The organism is Agaribacterium haliotis (assembly GCF_002312815.1).
Lineage (GTDB): Bacteria > Pseudomonadota > Gammaproteobacteria > Pseudomonadales > Cellvibrionaceae > Agaribacterium > Agaribacterium haliotis.
Genome location: NZ_NKQJ01000013.1, coordinates 15,227 through 31,624, shown reverse-complemented (window position 1 = coordinate 31,624; position 16,398 = coordinate 15,227). Strand labels below are relative to the sequence as shown.

General features: G+C 53.5%; 18 protein-coding genes. 6 read left to right on the top strand and 12 right to left on the bottom strand.

Annotation, left to right across the window (positions count from 1 at the left end):
• Positions 1-49: 49 nt before the first annotated feature.
• Both CFK45_RS14960 and CFK45_RS14955 read left to right on the top strand, forming a co-directional pair.
• A complete protein-coding gene (locus CFK45_RS14960) occupies positions 50-826 on the top strand; it encodes a response regulator (RefSeq protein ID WP_096087251.1) in 777 nt (258 codons plus the stop codon).
• Between the two features lie 97 nt (positions 827-923).
• Positions 924-1,151, top strand: coding sequence for a 4-diphosphocytidyl-2C-methyl-D-erythritol kinase (locus CFK45_RS14955; protein WP_096087250.1), 228 nt, complete (start codon positions 924-926; stop codon positions 1,149-1,151).
• Positions 1,152-1,197: 46 nt separating this feature from the next.
• On the opposite strand, the gene recJ is transcribed toward CFK45_RS14955, so the two are convergent.
• The 10 genes from recJ to ffh all read right to left on the bottom strand — a co-directional run bounded on the left by recJ (position 1,198) and on the right by ffh (position 11,595).
• Positions 1,198-2,934: a single-stranded-DNA-specific exonuclease RecJ gene (recJ, locus tag CFK45_RS14950; RefSeq protein WP_096087249.1), complete on the bottom strand. Its 1,737-nt coding sequence runs from the start codon at positions 2,932-2,934 to the stop codon at positions 1,198-1,200.
• A gap of 340 nt (positions 2,935-3,274) precedes the next feature.
• Positions 3,275-4,672 (bottom strand): threonine synthase, encoded by a 1,398-nt coding sequence (gene thrC / locus CFK45_RS14945; RefSeq protein WP_096087248.1) that lies wholly within the window; start codon positions 4,670-4,672, stop codon positions 3,275-3,277.
• A 15-nt stretch (positions 4,673-4,687) separates the two neighbouring features.
• Complete coding sequence (locus CFK45_RS14940) at positions 4,688-6,001, bottom strand: homoserine dehydrogenase (RefSeq protein WP_096087247.1); 1,314 nt, start codon at positions 5,999-6,001, stop codon at positions 4,688-4,690.
• Between the two features lie 145 nt (positions 6,002-6,146).
• A complete protein-coding gene (locus tag CFK45_RS14935) occupies positions 6,147-6,914 on the bottom strand; it encodes a DsbC family protein (protein ID WP_096087246.1) in 768 nt (255 codons plus the stop codon).
• Positions 6,915-6,956: 42 nt separating this feature from the next.
• Positions 6,957-7,880: a site-specific tyrosine recombinase XerD gene (gene xerD, locus CFK45_RS14930; protein WP_239923706.1), complete on the bottom strand. Its 924-nt coding sequence runs from the start codon at positions 7,878-7,880 to the stop codon at positions 6,957-6,959.
• A gap of 92 nt (positions 7,881-7,972) precedes the next feature.
• Positions 7,973-8,329, bottom strand: a complete 357-nt coding sequence (rplS, locus tag CFK45_RS14925; protein ID WP_096087245.1) for a 50S ribosomal protein L19 — start codon at positions 8,327-8,329, stop codon at positions 7,973-7,975.
• 44 nt (positions 8,330-8,373) lie between these two features.
• The gene (gene trmD, locus CFK45_RS14920; protein WP_096087244.1) at positions 8,374-9,150 is read right to left on the bottom strand and encodes a tRNA (guanosine(37)-N1)-methyltransferase TrmD; all 777 of its coding nucleotides are present in this window, start codon (positions 9,148-9,150) and stop codon (positions 8,374-8,376) included.
• Complete coding sequence (gene rimM, locus CFK45_RS14915) at positions 9,143-9,697, bottom strand: ribosome maturation factor RimM (RefSeq protein WP_096087243.1); 555 nt, start codon at positions 9,695-9,697, stop codon at positions 9,143-9,145. Before rimM ends, trmD begins: the two co-directional genes overlap by 8 nt.
• A 12-nt stretch (positions 9,698-9,709) precedes the next feature.
• Complete coding sequence (gene rpsP, locus CFK45_RS14910) at positions 9,710-9,958, bottom strand: 30S ribosomal protein S16 (RefSeq protein ID WP_096087242.1); 249 nt, start codon at positions 9,956-9,958, stop codon at positions 9,710-9,712.
• 236 nt (positions 9,959-10,194) lie between these two features.
• Complete coding sequence (gene ffh, locus CFK45_RS14905) at positions 10,195-11,595, bottom strand: signal recognition particle protein (RefSeq protein ID WP_096087241.1); 1,401 nt, start codon at positions 11,593-11,595, stop codon at positions 10,195-10,197.
• Between the two features lie 164 nt (positions 11,596-11,759).
• Between ffh and CFK45_RS14900 the strand changes: the two genes are divergently transcribed.
• Positions 11,760-12,542, top strand: coding sequence for a cytochrome C assembly family protein (locus CFK45_RS14900; RefSeq protein WP_096087240.1), 783 nt, complete (start codon positions 11,760-11,762; stop codon positions 12,540-12,542).
• Positions 12,543-12,611: 69 nt separating this feature from the next.
• Positions 12,612-13,922: an HlyC/CorC family transporter gene (locus CFK45_RS14895; protein WP_096087239.1), complete on the top strand. Its 1,311-nt coding sequence runs from the start codon at positions 12,612-12,614 to the stop codon at positions 13,920-13,922.
• A 25-nt stretch (positions 13,923-13,947) separates the two neighbouring features.
• On the opposite strand, the gene CFK45_RS14890 is transcribed toward CFK45_RS14895, so the two are convergent.
• Positions 13,948-14,502 carry an NUDIX hydrolase gene (locus tag CFK45_RS14890; protein WP_096087238.1) on the bottom strand — a complete coding sequence of 185 codons (555 nt, stop codon included), beginning with the start codon at positions 14,500-14,502 and terminating at the stop codon, positions 13,948-13,950.
• A gap of 278 nt (positions 14,503-14,780) precedes the next feature.
• Between CFK45_RS14890 and CFK45_RS14885 the strand changes: the two genes are divergently transcribed.
• On the top strand, positions 14,781-15,113 hold the full coding sequence (locus CFK45_RS14885) for a DUF3135 domain-containing protein (RefSeq protein WP_096087237.1): 333 nt from the start codon (positions 14,781-14,783) through the stop codon (positions 15,111-15,113).
• A gap of 24 nt (positions 15,114-15,137) precedes the next feature.
• Here CFK45_RS14885 and CFK45_RS14880 read toward each other — a convergent pair whose 3' ends face one another.
• Positions 15,138-15,449, bottom strand: a complete 312-nt coding sequence (locus tag CFK45_RS14880) for a YqfO family protein (RefSeq protein ID WP_096087236.1) — start codon at positions 15,447-15,449, stop codon at positions 15,138-15,140.
• A 64-nt stretch (positions 15,450-15,513) separates the two neighbouring features.
• Here CFK45_RS14880 and CFK45_RS14875 point away from each other — a divergent pair, with 64 nt between their 5' ends.
• On the top strand, positions 15,514-16,353 hold the full coding sequence (locus tag CFK45_RS14875; RefSeq protein WP_096087343.1) for a 6-carboxytetrahydropterin synthase: 840 nt from the start codon (positions 15,514-15,516) through the stop codon (positions 16,351-16,353).
• Positions 16,354-16,398: the final 45 nt, after the last annotated feature.

The window sequence follows — 16,398 nt, the reverse complement described above, 5'->3', positions numbered from 1 at the left end:
CAATTTGCGATCTAACTAAGCTAAAGGTACACGGAAGGGAGATAGCACGATGGATAACTGTGCGACAGTGCTGAGCATTGATGACAGCCCGAGCAACCAAAAACTACTCAGCAAAGCACTGTCACCCCATTTTAGTTTAAAGCTCGCCGGCAGCGCCTCAGAAGGCATGGCTCTACTGGAGCAAATAAAACCCGAGCTTATACTGCTGGACGTCGATTTACCCGGCCGCGACGGCTATGCGCTGTGCCGTGAAATCCGTGCACTGCAAAACTTTCGCAACACCCCCATCGTATTTTTGAGCTGTTTAAATCAGCCCGAGCACAAACGGCAAGCCTACCAAGCCGGCGCCAACGACTATATTTGCAAACCCTTTCGTTTAGACCTTTTACTCGAACGCCTAAAAAACACCCTTGCCGAACACGGTGGAGCAAGTAACGACAGCGGCAGCGAGGCGACTTGTGATGAACTGTTCACAAGTTTTGCGCTCGCTCAAAAAAAACTGCAAAAGGCCTCAGGTGAAACCGCTAAAGCACAGGTGATTTGTGAAACGCTGCAAGCGCTCGGGCTCGAATTTGCTTTATTGTTACACGGTAAAGACGGTGGCCTGCTCGGCAAGCAGCGCCGCTTGAGCTCGCTGGAGCTTGGTCTGTTAGAAAGCTCTCCAGAGAGCGCTTTAGATAGCCTCAGTGAGGGCTGTAAAGAGCACGGCAAGCTGCTGATCTGCCACACAGCCATACTCAGCATACTGATTCGGGGCTTCCAGAACCTTGAACCGAGCTTTCGCCAGGCTTTAAAAGGTGAACTAGAACATATAAAAACACTTTAAAAACATAGCGTTGCCATACATTCTTGACAACTTACATCATGTAACTACACTAAGACACTGAAAATAATGACCTTGGATAGCAACCTTGGATAGAGGTATGGAATTTCTACCAGCAGACCATGAAGAGTGGTTAGACATGTGGGCCGAGCTCGCAGACTACCCGATGAACAACGGAGATGCTCAGTGTCCATTTATGGGGGCAACATGGGAATACATGGGCTCAACCCCGGACCACCATCATTTTCGCCACGATAAACACCCAGCCAGCGGCGCCACGGAATACGTGTATATCGAACGCCGCCGCAAAGCCATGGGCTGGTTTTAAGCCCGTTTGCTTTAGTCGAGACGGCCACCGGGCTGAAAAAACCCGCTTAAATCGCCTGCAAGTCGTCCACCAGCAGCTGCACACTGCGCCGCCCTCTGAACTCGTTGACATCAAGCTTGTAAACAAGCCTTAAACTTTGCACATCGGGGTTCGGCCACAACTCTAGATCAACACCAAAAGCGATCGCATCCAAAACCAGACCATCGTGAGCCTCGTCAGCCAGCAACATTTTTAAATGCTTGGCGCCAACAATACGCTGCTCCAACAGGCGAAAACGCCCATCAAAGACAGGCTCGGGAAAAGCCTGCCCCCAGGGCCCTGCAGACTTTAACGCCTCTGCGTGAACCAGGCTAAGCTGCTCAGAGCTCAATGGCCCATCCGACCACAGCACCGGCTCCTTCAGCTCGTCAGTCAGGTTGCGCTCACAGACCAGGTCAAAAGCCCTGGAAAACTCTTCCAGCCGCTCTTTGGGCAAACTAATTCCCGCCGCCATTGCATGACCGCCAAACTTGCTGACCAGGCCCGGGTTGGAAGTCGCTACCTCATCGAGCACATCTCGAAGGTGCAAACCGCTGATACTGCGCCCCGAGCCTTTCACTTCAAGCTCATCGGCATCGGCAAAAGCGATAACCGGACGATGCAGGCGATCCTTGATGCGTGATGCAACAATGCCGACAACGCCCTGGTGCCAATCTTCGCGATAGAGGCTCACACCATTTTGGCCCGCCCCGTCTTCGGCAAGCTGCTCGAGATCCTTCAAGGCATCCGCCTGCATGGAGCTTTCAATCGCGCGCCGCTCTTTATTTAACGAATCCAGCTCGGCGGCAACCTCCAGGCTTTGCAACCAGTCATCACTCAGCAAACAGCGTATGCCAATACTCATGTCATCGAGGCGGCCCGCGGCATTTAAGCGAGGACCTATGGCAAAACCGAAATCAGCAGCGCTGACTTTGGTGTGCTCACGCGATGCTACTTTTAACAAGGCCAATATGCCCGGACAAGCGGCACCGGCTTTAATTCGTTCGAGCCCCTGCGCCACCAAAATGCGATTGTTGTAATCGAGCGGCACAACATCGGCAACCGTACCCAAGGCAACCAGGTCGAGAAATATCGCCAGGTTGGGCTCGGCAATCGATCGCTCGGTAAACCAGTTTATCTCTCGCAGTTTTGCCCTTAAGGCCAACATCAGATAAAAAATCACCCCGACACCGGCGAGGTTTTTACTAGGAAATTCACAGCCAGGCTGATTGGGATTTACGATGGCTTCGGCATCGGGAAGGCTTTTGCCAGGAAGATGGTGGTCAGTCACAAGGACTTTAATGCCCTGCGCCTGAGCTGCAGCAACACCGTCGATGCTGGAAATGCCGTTGTCGACGGTGATTAACAGATCCGGTTTGTTTTCACAGGCAAGGGCAACAATTTCAGGCGTGAGGCCATAACCGTACTCAAAACGATTTGGCACCAGGTAGTCAACTTGATAGGCGCCCAGCGCCTTCAGGCCGCGAATGGCCACGGCGGTGGACGTTGCGCCATCGGCATCGAAGTCACCGACAATTAGAATACGTTGCTGGCCTTTTAAGGCTTGAACCAACAGCTCGACACCATCGTCGATGCCTTTCATCAACTTGGGAGAGTGAAGGTGCTTTAAACCATAGTCGAGCCCTTCATCTTTTTCGCCGCGAGCGCGCAATAAGGCTTTAACCAAAGCTTGCGGATCGCGCCTTTCAGCCACACTTAAATTGGTGACTTCATCGGAACGGCGCTTGATGATTTTTTGGCTCATATATTCACGAATATTGGGTGTGAAAAAGGCTCGATACAGCCTGCCGAGACACGCCCCTAGCACCTCTTGTTAACCACAACAAGAGCACATCCATGGGGGCTTCGCTGCAACGTCCATGGCGCAGAGAGCCTCATCAGGCTGCATCGAGCCTTTTCTTCAAACTACCGAGAAACCCCGGAAGTAAAATTTGGCACAATGCTCAATGCCTCAGGCTGGCAGAGCCTAAACAGGCCCTCTGCCGCAGGGATGCGGCGGCGGAGTCCCTAGGGATGGGTTTACGACGAGCCTGTTTAGGCTCTACCGGCCTGAGGCCCGGCACGTAACCAAATCCCAAACTACTTTACGCTCTACAATTCCCCGCAACAAAACTGCGAACCGCTTCGGCATCGTGATCAAGCACTTCGTATTTCTCTTCGCGCTCAAACAAATCTGCCATATGGTGAGGCAGAGCTGGATCTTCAGTTTGACCGGCTTTTTTAACCGCTTCCGGGAATTTAGCCGGGTGGGCAGTTGCCAGACAAATCATCGGTACATCTTTACTGCGACGAGTCTTGCGCGCAGCTTCAACACCGATGGCAGTGTGCGGATCGAGCAGGTATTCAGTTTTTTCGTAAACATCGCGAATCACATCAACCATAGCGTCGTCATCAAGGCGATAAGAGCTAAACAACTTGCGAGCCTCAGCCAATTCAGCCTCACCCAACGTCATTTCGCCCGACTTAAAGTCTTCCATCAACTGGGCAACTTTAGCGCCGTCACGGCCGTGTAACTCAAACAACATACGCTCAAAGTTACTTGAAACCATGATATCCATTGACGGGCTCAGGGTGTGCTCAAGTGCTTTTTTACTGTGGTCGTTGTCGCTAATGCAGCGGTGCAGAATATCGTTGCTGTTGGTTGCGATAACCAGCTGGTCAACCGGCAGGCCCATACGCTTGGCGATGTAACCGGCGAAGATATCGCCGAAGTTACCGGTAGGCACCGAGAAGCTCACCGGACGCGAAGGCGCGCCGAGTGCCAGACCGCAGTAAAAGTAGTAGACGATCTGCGCCATGATGCGCGCCCAGTTAATCGAGTTAACCGCGGCGAGCTGACGGCCTTCAGGCAGGAAGCTTTGATCGGCAAAGCTGGTTTTTACCAAGTTCTGACAATCATCGAAGTTACCTTTCATCGCAATGTTGTGAACATTGTTTTCGATAACGGTTGTCATCTGGCGACGCTGAACTTCCGATACACGCTGGTACGGGTGCAGAATAAAAATGTCGACGTTGTCGCAGTGGCGGCAGCCTTCAATAGCAGCGGAACCGGTATCACCGGAAGTCGCGCCCATGATCACAACTTTTTGATCGCGCTTTTTCAGCACGTAGTCGAGCAAGTTGCCGAGAAACTGCAGGGCGATATCTTTAAATGCGAGTGTTGGCCCCTGAAACAGTTCCATGATCCACTCGTTGTGGCCGGTTTGCACCAACGGAACAATCGCATCGTGGCGGAAAGTCGCGTAAGAGCGGTCGATCAAATCTTTTAAGTCAGCCTCAGGAATTGAGCCTGCAACAAACGGGCTCATTATTTTCAGCGCAAGCTCTTGGTAGCTGAGACCAGCCCAGGAAGCGATTTCTTCTTTGCTGAACTCGGGGATGCTTTGCGGCACATACAGGCCGCCGTCGCTGGCAAGACCGGTCAGAACTACATCTTCAAATTCAAGTGCCGGCGCCTGGCCGCGGGTACTTACGTATTTCATATTCTCTACTCCGCCCTATTTTAGAGCTTCAACACGGATGCGTGTCAGTTCGCCCTCGACAATGTCGAGCGCCTCAATATCTTTGGCGGCTGCGACCATTTGTTTTTCCAGCACGCGGCTGGTCAGCATAATTACCGAAACACTACTCTGGCCTTCGGCGGGCTCTTTTTGAATCAAGGCCTCAATGCTGATTCCGGCCTCACTTAAGATCTGTGCAATCTTAGACAGCGCGCCGGGCTCATCCGCCACAGGCAGGCGCAAATAAAACGCGGTTTCAGCCTCTTCAATCGGCAGGATATTAAAGTCTTGCAGCTTGTTATCGGCAAAGCCGAGTGAGGGCATCATGCTGTCGGTGCCAGCGCCTGCAGCGAGTTGGCGGGCCACGCGCACAATATCGCTGACCACCGCCGAAGCCGTTGGCAAAGCGCCAGCACCAGCGCCGTAAAACAGGGTTGGGCCAACGGCGTTACCTTTGACCAAAACGGAGTTCATCACCCCGTCAACATTGGCAATCAAACGGCTCTCGGGGATCAGTGTTGGGTGCACACGCAGCTCTATACCTTTGCCTTCAACTTTGCGGGCAACACCTAAGTGCTTGATGCGGTAACCGAGCTCATTTGCGTACTCAACATCCATCGGCTCTATCTTACTGATGCCCTCGCAGAAAACACCGTTGTATTGCAGCGGCATACCAAAAGCCAGCGAAGCGAGAATAACCAGCTTGTGCGCGGCGTCGATACCTTCAACATCAAAGGTTGGGTCGGCTTCGGCATAACCGAGCTCTTGCGCCTCGGCCAAGACATCGGCAAAGTCGCGCCCCTTGTCGCGCATCTCGGTCAGAATAAAGTTACCCGTGCCGTTAATAATACCGGCCAACCACTCGACCTGGTTGGCACTAAGGCCATCGCGCAGCGCCGAAATAATAGGAATACCACCGGCAACGGCGGCCTCATAGTTGATGCTGACACCCGCTTCGGCAGCTTTGGCAAACAGCTCATTGCCGTGCTCGGCAATCAGGGCTTTGTTTGCGGTAACCACGTGCTTGCCGTTGGCCAGAGCCTTTTCAACCAAGTCTTTGGCAATGGTGGTGCCACCAATCAGCTCCACCAAAATATCTACATCGGGATCTTGCGCAACAGCAAAGATATCGCGGCTAACTTTGGCCGCGTCCGTATTACAAGCTGGGTTGTCGCTGCGCGCGCCAACATGCGCAACCTGTACCTCACAAAGAGCCCGGGCGTTGATTTCTCTGCGGTTTTCGCTGAGCACGTTAAAGGTGCCACCACCAACGGTGCCAAGACCACAAATGCCGATATTGATGCGTTTCAAAGGGAAGTCCTCGACTTAGTTCAGCGCCGCACTTGCGGCGTGCTGGAGCTGACTTTAGCCCCAAACAAAAAAGGGGCAACCTTACTCAGGCGCCCCCTTTGTGTCAATGTTAGCAAGGGCTTACATTCGCCCTAAGACTCTGTATTTAGTGGCTTTTTACAATTGCAGCCAGCTGCGGAGCGGGCTGATATCCCGGTATCAAAGTACCGTCACTCAAGACTATCGCCGGTGTGCCGCTAACACCCAACTCACCGCCGAGGCGAAACTGATCAGCAACAGCACTGCTATCACACTTGAGCATGGTAATCGGGCGCTGGTTTTTTAATTCGGTCATCGCCTGCTGCTGATCCTTTGCACACCAGGCGGCAAGCATTTTATCGTAAGAACCAGAGCCGATGCCGGCACGCGGATAAGCGAGGTAGTGCACATTGACACCGAGCTCATTCAACTGGGGTACTTCGCGGTGCAACTTGCGGCAATAACCACAGTCGACGTCGGTAAACACATAGATATCTTTGGCGTCTTTTTGCTCGGAGACAAAACTGATCATGGTCTCCGGCTGCAGTTCGGCAATTATTTTGGCGCGCTTGGCATTGAGCTCTTTCTCTCCGAGCTTGCTGACGCCGTTCTCTCCAACCTCATAAATATCACCGACAATCAAAAAGTCGCCGCTGGCAGTGGTGTAGATCAGATTGCCGCCGTTGTAGGTAACGGCGTAGAGCTCGGGCACCTCGGTCTCGCGCACATCTTCAAAACTGAGATCTGGGCGGGCCTGCTTTAATTTGGCAATCACGGCGGTTTTGATTTGTGCCAAGTCGGCCCGAGCCGGCTCTGACTCGGCCGCGCACGCGCCCAAAGGCAACAGCAGGGCAAGCGCACACAGCGAAAATTTCATAGATTTAAATAAGTGCATGGTCGTATCCAATTCCAAGGTGGCGGCAAGTGTATCAAAGCTTTATGCGCGCGGGTGATGCTCAGTATGCAAATTTTTAAGCCGCTCACGGGCAACGTGTGTATAAATTTGTGTTGTTGAGACCGAGCTGTGGCCGAGCAACATCTGCACGGCTCGCAAATCGGCGCCGTGGTTCAATAAATGCGTAGCAAAGGCGTGGCGCAGCGTGTGAGGCGACAGTGCGACTTTTATTCCCGCCTGCCCCGCCCAGTATTTCAGCCGGTGCCAAAAGGTTTGGCGAGTCATCGCCCGAGCTCGACTGCTGGGAAAGAGCACATCACTGCGCTGATTGCCGAGCAAAAGCGCTCGAGCGTGCGTTAAATAAAGCTCGAGCGCAGCCTCAGCCTGCTGGCCGAGCGGCACCAACCTGTCTTTGCTGCCTTTGCCCGTTACCCGAACCACACCTTGACGCAAGTTGATTTGATCCACACCGAGGCTGCAAAGTTCCGACACGCGCAAACCGCAAGCGTAAAGCAATTCAATCATGGCTTTGTCGCGAAGCGCGAGCACATCCTTACACTCAGCCGCCGCTTCAGGTGCGCGCAACAGCGCTTCGACATCGTGCTCGGACAGGGATTTAGGCAGGGGCTTGGGCAACCTGGGGCTTTCGAGCAGCTCGGCGGGGCTCTCGGCAAGCACCGCCTGGCGCACCAGATACTTGTAAAAATTTTTTAAGCAGCTTAAACAGCGCGCACTTGAACGCGCACTGAGCTGTAAGACCAAACTGCGGTGGGCAAAATACGCTTGCAAATCAGCGAGCGAAGCAGAGGTTAAGCTGCCCTCACTATGTGTGCGAAGCCACTGAGCAAAAGCGCTTAAATCCCGTTTATAGGCATCTTGCGTATTGTCGCTAAGCCCTCTCTCGGCCCACAAATACGCGAGAAACTGCTCAATCAACAGTGCATCTTGCTGCTCAAGTGCCACCAAAGCCCAGCCCTTTACAAATTCCAGACATAAAAAAAGCGCTCACGGTGAGCGCTTTTTTAGCGTACAGCAACCTTAATAATAAGGCCGCAAACTTAGTTGAGCTTCTCTTTAATACGAGCCGCCTTACCAGTAAGTTCACGCATGTAGTAGATTTTGCTCTGGCGAACATCACCGCGACGCTTGACAGTAATGCTGTCGACCAGCTTGCTGTGCGTCTGGAAAGTACGCTCAACACCAACACCGTTAGAAATCTTGCGAACAGTGAAAGAAGAGTTCAGGCCGCGATTTTTCTTGGCCAGAACAAAACCTTCAAAGGCCTGCAGACGCTCGCGGTTACCTTCTTTTACTTTGACCTGCACAACAACAGTGTCACCAGTGCTGAATTCAGGGACATCAGCTTTCAGCTGTTCCTTTTCCAGCTCTTGAATGATCAAGTTCTTAGAACTCATGACTAGCTCCTAGTTAGGGTTTAGCACTGTGTTAGCGCTAGCAATTAAATTTTAGTATTACGTTTCCAGGCTTCGAGCAGGGCCTCTTGTTCGGCACTGAGCTGCAAAGCATCCAGCAATTCCGGTCTGCGCTGCATCGTGCGCACCAGGCTCTGCTGCAATCGCCACTGGCGAATTCGTTTGTGGTCTCCCGAAAGCAGTACTTCCGGCACCCTCTGACCCAATATTTCTTCGGGCCGAGTATAGTGGGGGCAGTCGAGCAAACCCGCCTCAAAACTATCTTGCTCCGCGCTTTGTTGATCACCCAAAGCACCGGGCAATTTACGTATCAAGGCGTCGAGCATCACCATTGCCGGCAATTCACCACCGCTTAGCACGTAATCGCCGATAGACCACTCTTCGTCGACGTAGCGCTCAATAAAACGCTCGTCGACACCCTCGTAGCGACCGCAAATCACTACAAGTTTTGTTCGTAACTTAAGCTCACCCACCGCAGCAGTATCGAGCTGGCGCCCCTGGGGGCTCATATAGACCACATGGGCCTGTTCGCGCGAGCACTGCAGGTGCTCTAGCGCGGCCTCTACAGCTTTAATCAGCGGCAGAGTTTTCATCACCATGCCGGGGCCGCCGCCGTAGGGGCGATCATCCACGGTTTGGTGTTTATCCTCTGTAAAACTGCGAGGATTAATACAGTGCAAACTCAACAGGCCGTCACTGATAGCCCGACTACTTATGCCCCAGGCACTTAAGGCCTCAAACATCTCAGGAAACAGGCTAACAACAACAACCTCGAGTCGCTGCGACCGAGCTAAGTCAGTCATCGGCGTCCCAGCTCAAGTCCCAGCTCACCACAAGCACACGGGTCTCGAGATCAACATCCTTTACGTACACATCCGGTACATAAGGAATCAAACGCTCTTTGTTATCGACGCTGCTAGCATCCGCCTGAATCACCAGCACATCGTTGGCACCAGTTTCAAGAAGCTGCTTAACAACACCAATATCCAGCGGGTTTTCGCCGCCGTCTTGTTCAGCTTGCACGCGCATGCCGACAAGCTCATGCCAGTAGAACTCACCCTCTTCGAGGGCGGCAAACTGGTTTTGATCAACATAAATATCGATCAACTTATACGCTTCTGCTGCGGTTCTATCGTCGACACCGACGATGCGTGCAATCCACCCGCCCTTGTGAGGCTGGGCGCGCTCTACTTCGAGCTCTTGCCACTGACCTTGCAGCTTTACACGCCAAGGCGTGTATTCGAATACGTTTTGCTCAGGCTCAGTGAACGACTTTATTTTCAGCCAGCCCCGAAGGCCGTGTACGCCGCTTATTTTGCCGACGCAACTGAACTTGGCTTCGCCGTCCACGCTTGCCTAAACTTAAGCAGCAACAGCGGCGTCTTTGATCAGTTTTTTAACACGATCAGAGACTTGAGCACCTTTGCTCACCCAGTATTCAATGCGCTCGTTGTCCAGACGAATACGCTCTTCCTGGCCACGAGCAATAGGGTTAAAGAAACCCAAACGCTCAATGTAACGACCGTTACGGGCGCTGCGGCTGTCAGTAACATTTACGTGGTAAAAAGGGCGCTTTTTAGAACCGCCACGAGCCAATCTAATGGTAACCATCTATTTATTCCCGAATTAACTTCTGAGGTCTTTCTGTTTTGGATTGAGACCTAACATAAAACAAGGCTCAATCGAGACCACCTTGCGAAAGGCGGCGTATTCTAAAGGAAACATCTGGGCCTGTATAGACCTAATTGATGTTTTTCTGTACTGCTTGTATTTCGGGCTTTTCGGGGCTGTGTTGAGCGCCTTCAGGCACTGAAATACTTAATTGTTCTTCGCTATTCGCGAGGCTATTACTGAGGAAAACCGCCCCCCATAGGAGGCATGCCACCGGGTGGCATTCCACCGCCACCGCCCATCATGCCACCGAGGCCGCGCATCATCTTTGCCATACCGCCGCCTTTCATTTTTTTCATCATCTTGGCCATCTGCTTATGCTGTTTGAGCAGGCGGTTAAGATCCTGAATTTGTGTGCCGGAGCCTGCGGTAATACGGCGTTTGCGCGAGCCACTGAGGATATCCGGGTTGCGGCGCTCCTCCGGGGTCATCGAATTGATAATGGCTTCCATCTGCTTAAATTGCTTGCCGACATTGGCCTGCTCTGCCATTTGCGCCATATTGCCCATGCCAGGCAGCTTCTCGAGCATCGCGCCCATGCCGCCCATATTCGCCATCTGTTGAAACTGGTCACGCAAGTCTTCGAGGTCGAACTTCTGCCCCTTTTGAACCTTTTTAACCAGCTTTTCAGCCTTCTGCTTATCAATTTTCTGCTCGGCTTCCTCGATCAGCGTCATCACGTCGCCCATACCGAGGATGCGCGAGGCGATGCGATCGGGGTGGAACGGCTCTAGCGCTTCTGTTTTTTCACCGGAGCCTAAGAACTTGATCGGCTTACCCGTAACGTGACGCACAGACAGCGCGGCACCGCCGCGGGCATCGCCGTCGATCTTGGTCAGCACCACACCGGTCAGCGGCAGTGCGTCATTAAATGCTTTGGCAGTATTTACCGCATCCTGACCGATCATCGCATCGATAACAAACAAGGTCTCGATCGGGTTTAAGGCCTTGTGCAGATCCTGGATTTCGGCCATCAGCGCTTCGTCGATCGCCAGGCGGCCAGCGGTATCGACTAAGAGCACATCAACTGCAAGTTTTTTCGCCTGGCTCAGCGCCGCGTTGGCGATATCGACCGGCTTTTGATTTTCGTTCGACGGAAAAAATTCGACGTCAACCTCGGCCGCGAGTGTTTCAAGCTGCTTAATGGCCGCAGGGCGATAGACATCCGCACTGACCACCATGACCTTTTTCTTCTGCTTTTCTTTCAAAAAGCGCGCGAGCTTGGCCACGGTGGTGGTCTTACCCGCACCCTGTAAACCCGCCATCAACACGATCGCCGGCGGCTGCTGTGCAAGATCCAGGGTTTCGTTGGCCTCCCCCATCAGCGCAACCAGCTCAGACTCAACAACTTTCAAAAATTGCTGGCCCGGATTCAAAGCGCGGCTCACCTCTTGCCCGACCGCACGCTTGCGCACGTGATTGGTAAACTCTTTTACAACCGGCAGGGCCACATCGGCTTCGAGCAAAGCCTTGCGCACTTCGCGCAGGGTCTCTTGCACGTTGTCGTGAGTAATGCGAGCCTTGCCGCTTATTTTCTTCAGCGTTTTGTTTAAGCGATCGGATAAATTGTCGAACATTGTTCGTAACTGCCTATATATAGGGAAGTATTGCCGAGTGGATAACAAAGTGACCCACTGCACAGAGGCTGCGCAGTATATAAGCTTGCCAAGCTCCAGTGAAGCACCTACTCTTGGCCTCTTGCCCAAAGTCGAACAAACTGAACCAACCACAGGGACGAACCATGGTCACCGGCCTCTCCATTATCTGCTATCTCGCCGCTTGGAGCTTGCTGCTTCTGAGCGCTCGCAGGAAAACGGAGCCCGGCCCAGCCTTTTTTGCACTGTTAGCCCTGGGTTGCTTAAGCCACGCCATTGCTGCGTGGCGGGAAATTATTAGCCCCGAAGGCGTACAGATCGGCGTATTTCAGATTGCCTCGGCGCTGTGCCTGGTTATGAATTTGATTGTGCTGCTGAGCTCTATTCGCCTGCCGCTTATGAAAATTTTCCTGCTGCTGTTACCACTGGCCAGCGCCGCCTCGGGTTCAGCAGCGCTGATCTTCACTGCAGAGCCGCTGGGCCAGCACATCGGACCGGGCGTACTCAGCCATATACTGCTGTCTATCATCGCCTATAGTTTGCTGACCATCGCCACCTTGCAGGCTTTGCTACTCGCCTATCAGCAAAGCCAGCTCAAGGCTCATCACGCGAGCGCCGTGCTAGGGGTGTTCCCCCCTCTGCAGACGATGGAGAGCCTGATGTTTGACTTAGTGCGCGCAGGTTTTGTCAGCCTCAGCCTCAGCCTCGTCAGTGGTTTTATCTTTATCGACAACGTGTTTGAACAACAGCTCAGCCACAAAATGACGTTTTCGATTGTCAGTTGGTTAATCTATGCGGTGTTACTGTTTGGTCGCCACGCCCTCGGCTGGCGCGGCAAAGTTGCCCTTCGCTGGATGATCGCCGGCTTTATTATGTTGATGCTGGCTTATTTCGGCAGCAAATTCGTGATCGAAGTACTGCTCGATTAAGCGCTCGCGCTTGCACCCCCGCTAGCTATACGCCAAGATTCATTTTCTTCACTTCTTCAGGAAACCCCTTTGGACGCCCTCTCGCTCGAACAGTTGTTCGCCATCCTTATTGCCCTGCTCTGTTGTTCCGCTTTTTTTTCCAGCTCTGAAACCGGTATGGTGTCGCTGAACCGCTACCGCCTGCGCCACCTTGTCAACAAGAAGCACAGCGGCGCCTTGCGCGCGAGTAAATTACTTGAGCGCACCGACCGCCTGATTGGCGTGATCCTGATCGGCAACAACTTGGTTAATATTTTTATTACGCTTGTTGCCGGCAAAATCGCCGTCAAGATTTTTGGTGACTGGGAGGTCGGCAACCTGATAATCATGCCGTTTGTGCTGACGCTGGTGATTCTGATTTTTGCCGAAGTCACGCCCAAATCCATTGCCGCGGTTTACCCTGAGAAAATCGCCTTCCCCGCCAGCATGATTTTGCGCCCCCTGCTTACCCTGAGCTACCCGGTAGTCAGGCTTGTGAATTCAGTATCCAACGGTATCAGCCGGATCTTTGGCATGGACCCGAGCACCGCCAGTGGGCTTGCAGACCACCTACACCCCGAAGAGTTGCGCACGGTCGTGGATGAAGCCGGCGAGCTGCTGAACGATCACCACCAGGGCATGCTGCTCAACGTGCTCGACCTGGAAAAATCAACGGTCGAAGATATTCTTGTGCCGCGCAACGAAATTACCGGCATTGATATCGAAGCGCCCATGGACGACGTACTGGCAGTCATTCAGGATAGCGAATACACCATGCTGCCGGTCTACGAAGGTGACATCAACGAGGTGATCGGTATCTTGCACCTGCGCAATATCAGCCGTGTATTGCGCGATAGCGAAGCCGAGCTCACCGCGCGAGGCATACGCAAGCACCTGCATAAACCCTACTTCATTCCCGAGTCGACACCGCTGTCGCGCCAGCTTTTAAACTTTCAGAAAAACAAAGCGCGCATGGCTCTTGTGGTCGATGAATACGGCGACTTGCAAGGCCTGGTCACGCTGTCGGACCTACTCGAAGAAATTGTTGGTGACTTTGTTACCGATGCGGCCGAAGAACAGGATGAGCCCATTACCCTTGTCGGCGGCGGCTGGTTCCGTATCGACGCCCAGGAACTGGTGCGCGATATCAACCGGGAGCTCGGCTGGAAACTGCCAACTGACGGCCCCAAAACCCTCAACGGCGTGATTACCGAATTCCTCGAACACATTCCCGATGCCATCGTCAGCTTTGAGATTGGCAACTACCGCTTCCAGATAGATGAGGTCAGCGATACACGTATCGAGAAAGCGCTCGTGTTCGAGAAAGACAGCGCCAAACAGCACGACGGTGAAGCCGCTTAGCGAGCTCTAGGGCAAACACCGCCAACTACAGCCTTAACTCCGGCGCGCAGTGCCGGCGCTGAAGTTGACCGCCGTAAAACGTGTTGACAAAATCAACCAAAACACGCGCGGTAAAGCCCCATATTTCATAGCCCTGCCAGCGGTAAACGGGCGCCCAGTATTCGCGCCCTCGCGACTCAAATACATGGGTACAACTGCGCTTATCCTCTACAAACAAGGGCAGCGGCGCCCAAAACGCCGAGTCGATTTCTTCAGTGCTCAAACACAGCTCGGCCGAACCAACAAGCTCGACCACAAACGGCAATACCAAGGCGCGGCTTCGCGTGCGCTGCACACCGAGCTCGGCGCGATAGCGAAGCTGGTGCTCTTTCAAGCCCACCTCTTCTTCACACTCGCGCAGCGCTGTGCGATAGAGACTGCTATCACCGATATCGCGCTTACCCCCGGGAAATGCAACCTCACCGGGGTGCTCGCGCATATGTGCCGCCCTTTTGGTCAATAGCACACTGTCTTTGCCTGCTTCGTGGCGAAGCACCAACACGACCGCAGCGTGGGCTTCGCGCGCTGAGAAATTCGTCATAAGCCCTCTCCTGGCAACTAAGCAAACGAGCCTAGGGCGCGCTTTGTGAAGCAGTTCCGCTTATCTAAACTCGACTCAACTATCACATCCTAGCTTAAGCGGCTGATAGTTCTACTTATTTCTACACGATATAACTTCAACGCTACCCATAGCCCACCAGCTTGGGTAGCATCTTTTTACACAAACGTTAAAACATTTTTTTATAAGCACGGCTTGGATATAGGAGATCCTGAGCTAAGGGCCGGAGCGGGCCGCTAGCAGTAAATTGGAGCAATACCATGACATCAACACTTCCGAATCACAGCGAACTCAGCAAGCTCGCCCGCGAAAACCCCGAAGCGCTCGAAGCCTTGCGCCAGCGCGAAATCGATCAATTGATCGCCGGAGCGCCAGCCGAATATCAGCGCCGCCTGCGCGGCCTGCAGTTTCAGATTGACTCAAAACGACAGTTGCACAGCAACCCCATGGGTGCCTGCATTGAGATTTCACGCATGATGATGCAAAGCGTGGCGAAGCTGCGCGAGGCACTCGAGGCCGAGCCCGGCAGCGAAGCCGTTAGCAGCAAAGCCGCCACTGTGCTCAGCTTTAACAGCCGCTCACAGAGCGCCTAGCACTTAGCACCCGCAAGCACCAAGTTAAAGCTGCTCAAGGCGGCACAGGTCATACGCGGGCTCCTCATAAGGGTGAGTTTGTTTTAAGGCCGCCATCACGGCCTTAACCTCAGAGTCTGCACAGACAAGCTCTACCCGCCACTCGTCGACTTTCTCAAGCTTACCCAGCTCGCCAAGATGAGGCTGAGCTCCGGCCAAGGGACGAAACTGCCCCGTGCCCAAGGTCTGCCAGCAGCAGTGCTCGTAGTCACCAATGCGCCCCGCACCGGCATTAAACAGCGCGGCCTTTACCGTCTCCAAGGCGTCTTCTGGCACATAAAAGCCAAGTTTGTACATAGAGTGTTTCTCCAAGCTCGCAATGCGTTACTATAACCAGCTTTTCTCAGTAAGCCGATTTGCCATGCGCCTTTTTGTTGATCAACTCACCAACCTCGATTTCAGCTACCTCGATGCCAAACGCGGCGTAATCGGCGAGACCTGGCTGGCCAGTATTGAACTGCGTGGAGAGCTCGACGAGCAGGGCATGATCTGCGACTTCAGCACAGTCAAAAAACTGATCCGCAATTGGCTCGACAACACGCTCGATCACAAGCTGCTGATCCCCCGGCACTCAAGCGCGCTGAGCCGACTCGAAGACGGTGAGCAGCAAAGCTTTGACTGGCATTGTAGTCGCGGCCTTATCCACAGCTCGGCGCCCGCCGATGCGCACGCCCTGCTGCCTGTAACAGACATCACCCCCGACAGCGTCGCCAACTGGTGCCTGGACGAATTAAAACCGCTGTTTCCAAGCTCGGTGATCGAACTGACTTTGCGCTTTGAAAACGAGCACATCGACGGCCCCTATTACCACTACAGCCACGGCCTGCAAAAACACCTCGGCAATTGTCAGCGAATTGCCCACGGCCACCGCTCGCGCATTGATATTTGGCGCAACGGCGAGATCGCCGAAGACCTAAAACAGGCCTGGGCCAAACGCTGGTGCGATATTTATATCGGCACCGAAGCGCACTGCTCGCAGGACCCCGAACACCAGGACAACCTGTTATTTAGTTATGAAGCCCAGCAGGGCCACTTTTTAATTTCCCTGCCCAAAGAGCACTGCTACCTGATTAGCAGCGATAGCACCGTCGAACTGCTGGCAGAGCACCTGGCCGAACAAATTAAGCTTGCCGAACCGCAGGCGCAAATTCGCGTCAAGGCTTACGAGGGCCTGGCCAAAGGCGCCATCGTCGAGCGCTGACAGCTCTTGGGGCCGCACGAAACTAGCGACGACGAAGCTTTTTCT

Excerpts from the sequence above, each read along its gene's own strand:
- ffh (WP_096087241.1), bottom strand. The coding sequence starts at position 11,595 with ATGTTCGACAATTTATCCGATCGCTTAAACAAAACGCTGAAGAAAATA.
- thrC (WP_096087248.1), bottom strand. The coding sequence starts at position 4,672 with ATGAAATACGTAAGTACCCGCGGCCAGGCGCCGGCACTTGAATTTGAA.
- CFK45_RS14875 (WP_096087343.1), top strand. The coding sequence starts at position 15,514 with ATGCGCCTTTTTGTTGATCAACTCACCAACCTCGATTTCAGCTACCTC.
- CFK45_RS14885 (WP_096087237.1), top strand. The coding sequence starts at position 14,781 with ATGACATCAACACTTCCGAATCACAGCGAACTCAGCAAGCTCGCCCGC.
- rpsP (WP_096087242.1), bottom strand. The coding sequence starts at position 9,958 with ATGGTTACCATTAGATTGGCTCGTGGCGGTTCTAAAAAGCGCCCTTTT.
- recJ (WP_096087249.1), bottom strand. The coding sequence starts at position 2,934 with ATGAGCCAAAAAATCATCAAGCGCCGTTCCGATGAAGTCACCAATTTA.
- rplS (WP_096087245.1), bottom strand. The coding sequence starts at position 8,329 with ATGAGTTCTAAGAACTTGATCATTCAAGAGCTGGAAAAGGAACAGCTG.
- CFK45_RS14890 (WP_096087238.1), bottom strand. The coding sequence starts at position 14,502 with ATGACGAATTTCTCAGCGCGCGAAGCCCACGCTGCGGTCGTGTTGGTG.
- CFK45_RS14880 (WP_096087236.1), bottom strand. The coding sequence starts at position 15,449 with ATGTACAAACTTGGCTTTTATGTGCCAGAAGACGCCTTGGAGACGGTA.
- CFK45_RS14935 (WP_096087246.1), bottom strand. The coding sequence starts at position 6,914 with ATGCACTTATTTAAATCTATGAAATTTTCGCTGTGTGCGCTTGCCCTG.
- CFK45_RS14900 (WP_096087240.1), top strand. The coding sequence starts at position 11,760 with ATGGTCACCGGCCTCTCCATTATCTGCTATCTCGCCGCTTGGAGCTTG.
- CFK45_RS14960 (WP_096087251.1), top strand. The coding sequence starts at position 50 with ATGGATAACTGTGCGACAGTGCTGAGCATTGATGACAGCCCGAGCAAC.
- CFK45_RS14955 (WP_096087250.1), top strand. The coding sequence starts at position 924 with ATGGAATTTCTACCAGCAGACCATGAAGAGTGGTTAGACATGTGGGCC.
- trmD (WP_096087244.1), bottom strand. The coding sequence starts at position 9,150 with ATGACTGACTTAGCTCGGTCGCAGCGACTCGAGGTTGTTGTTGTTAGC.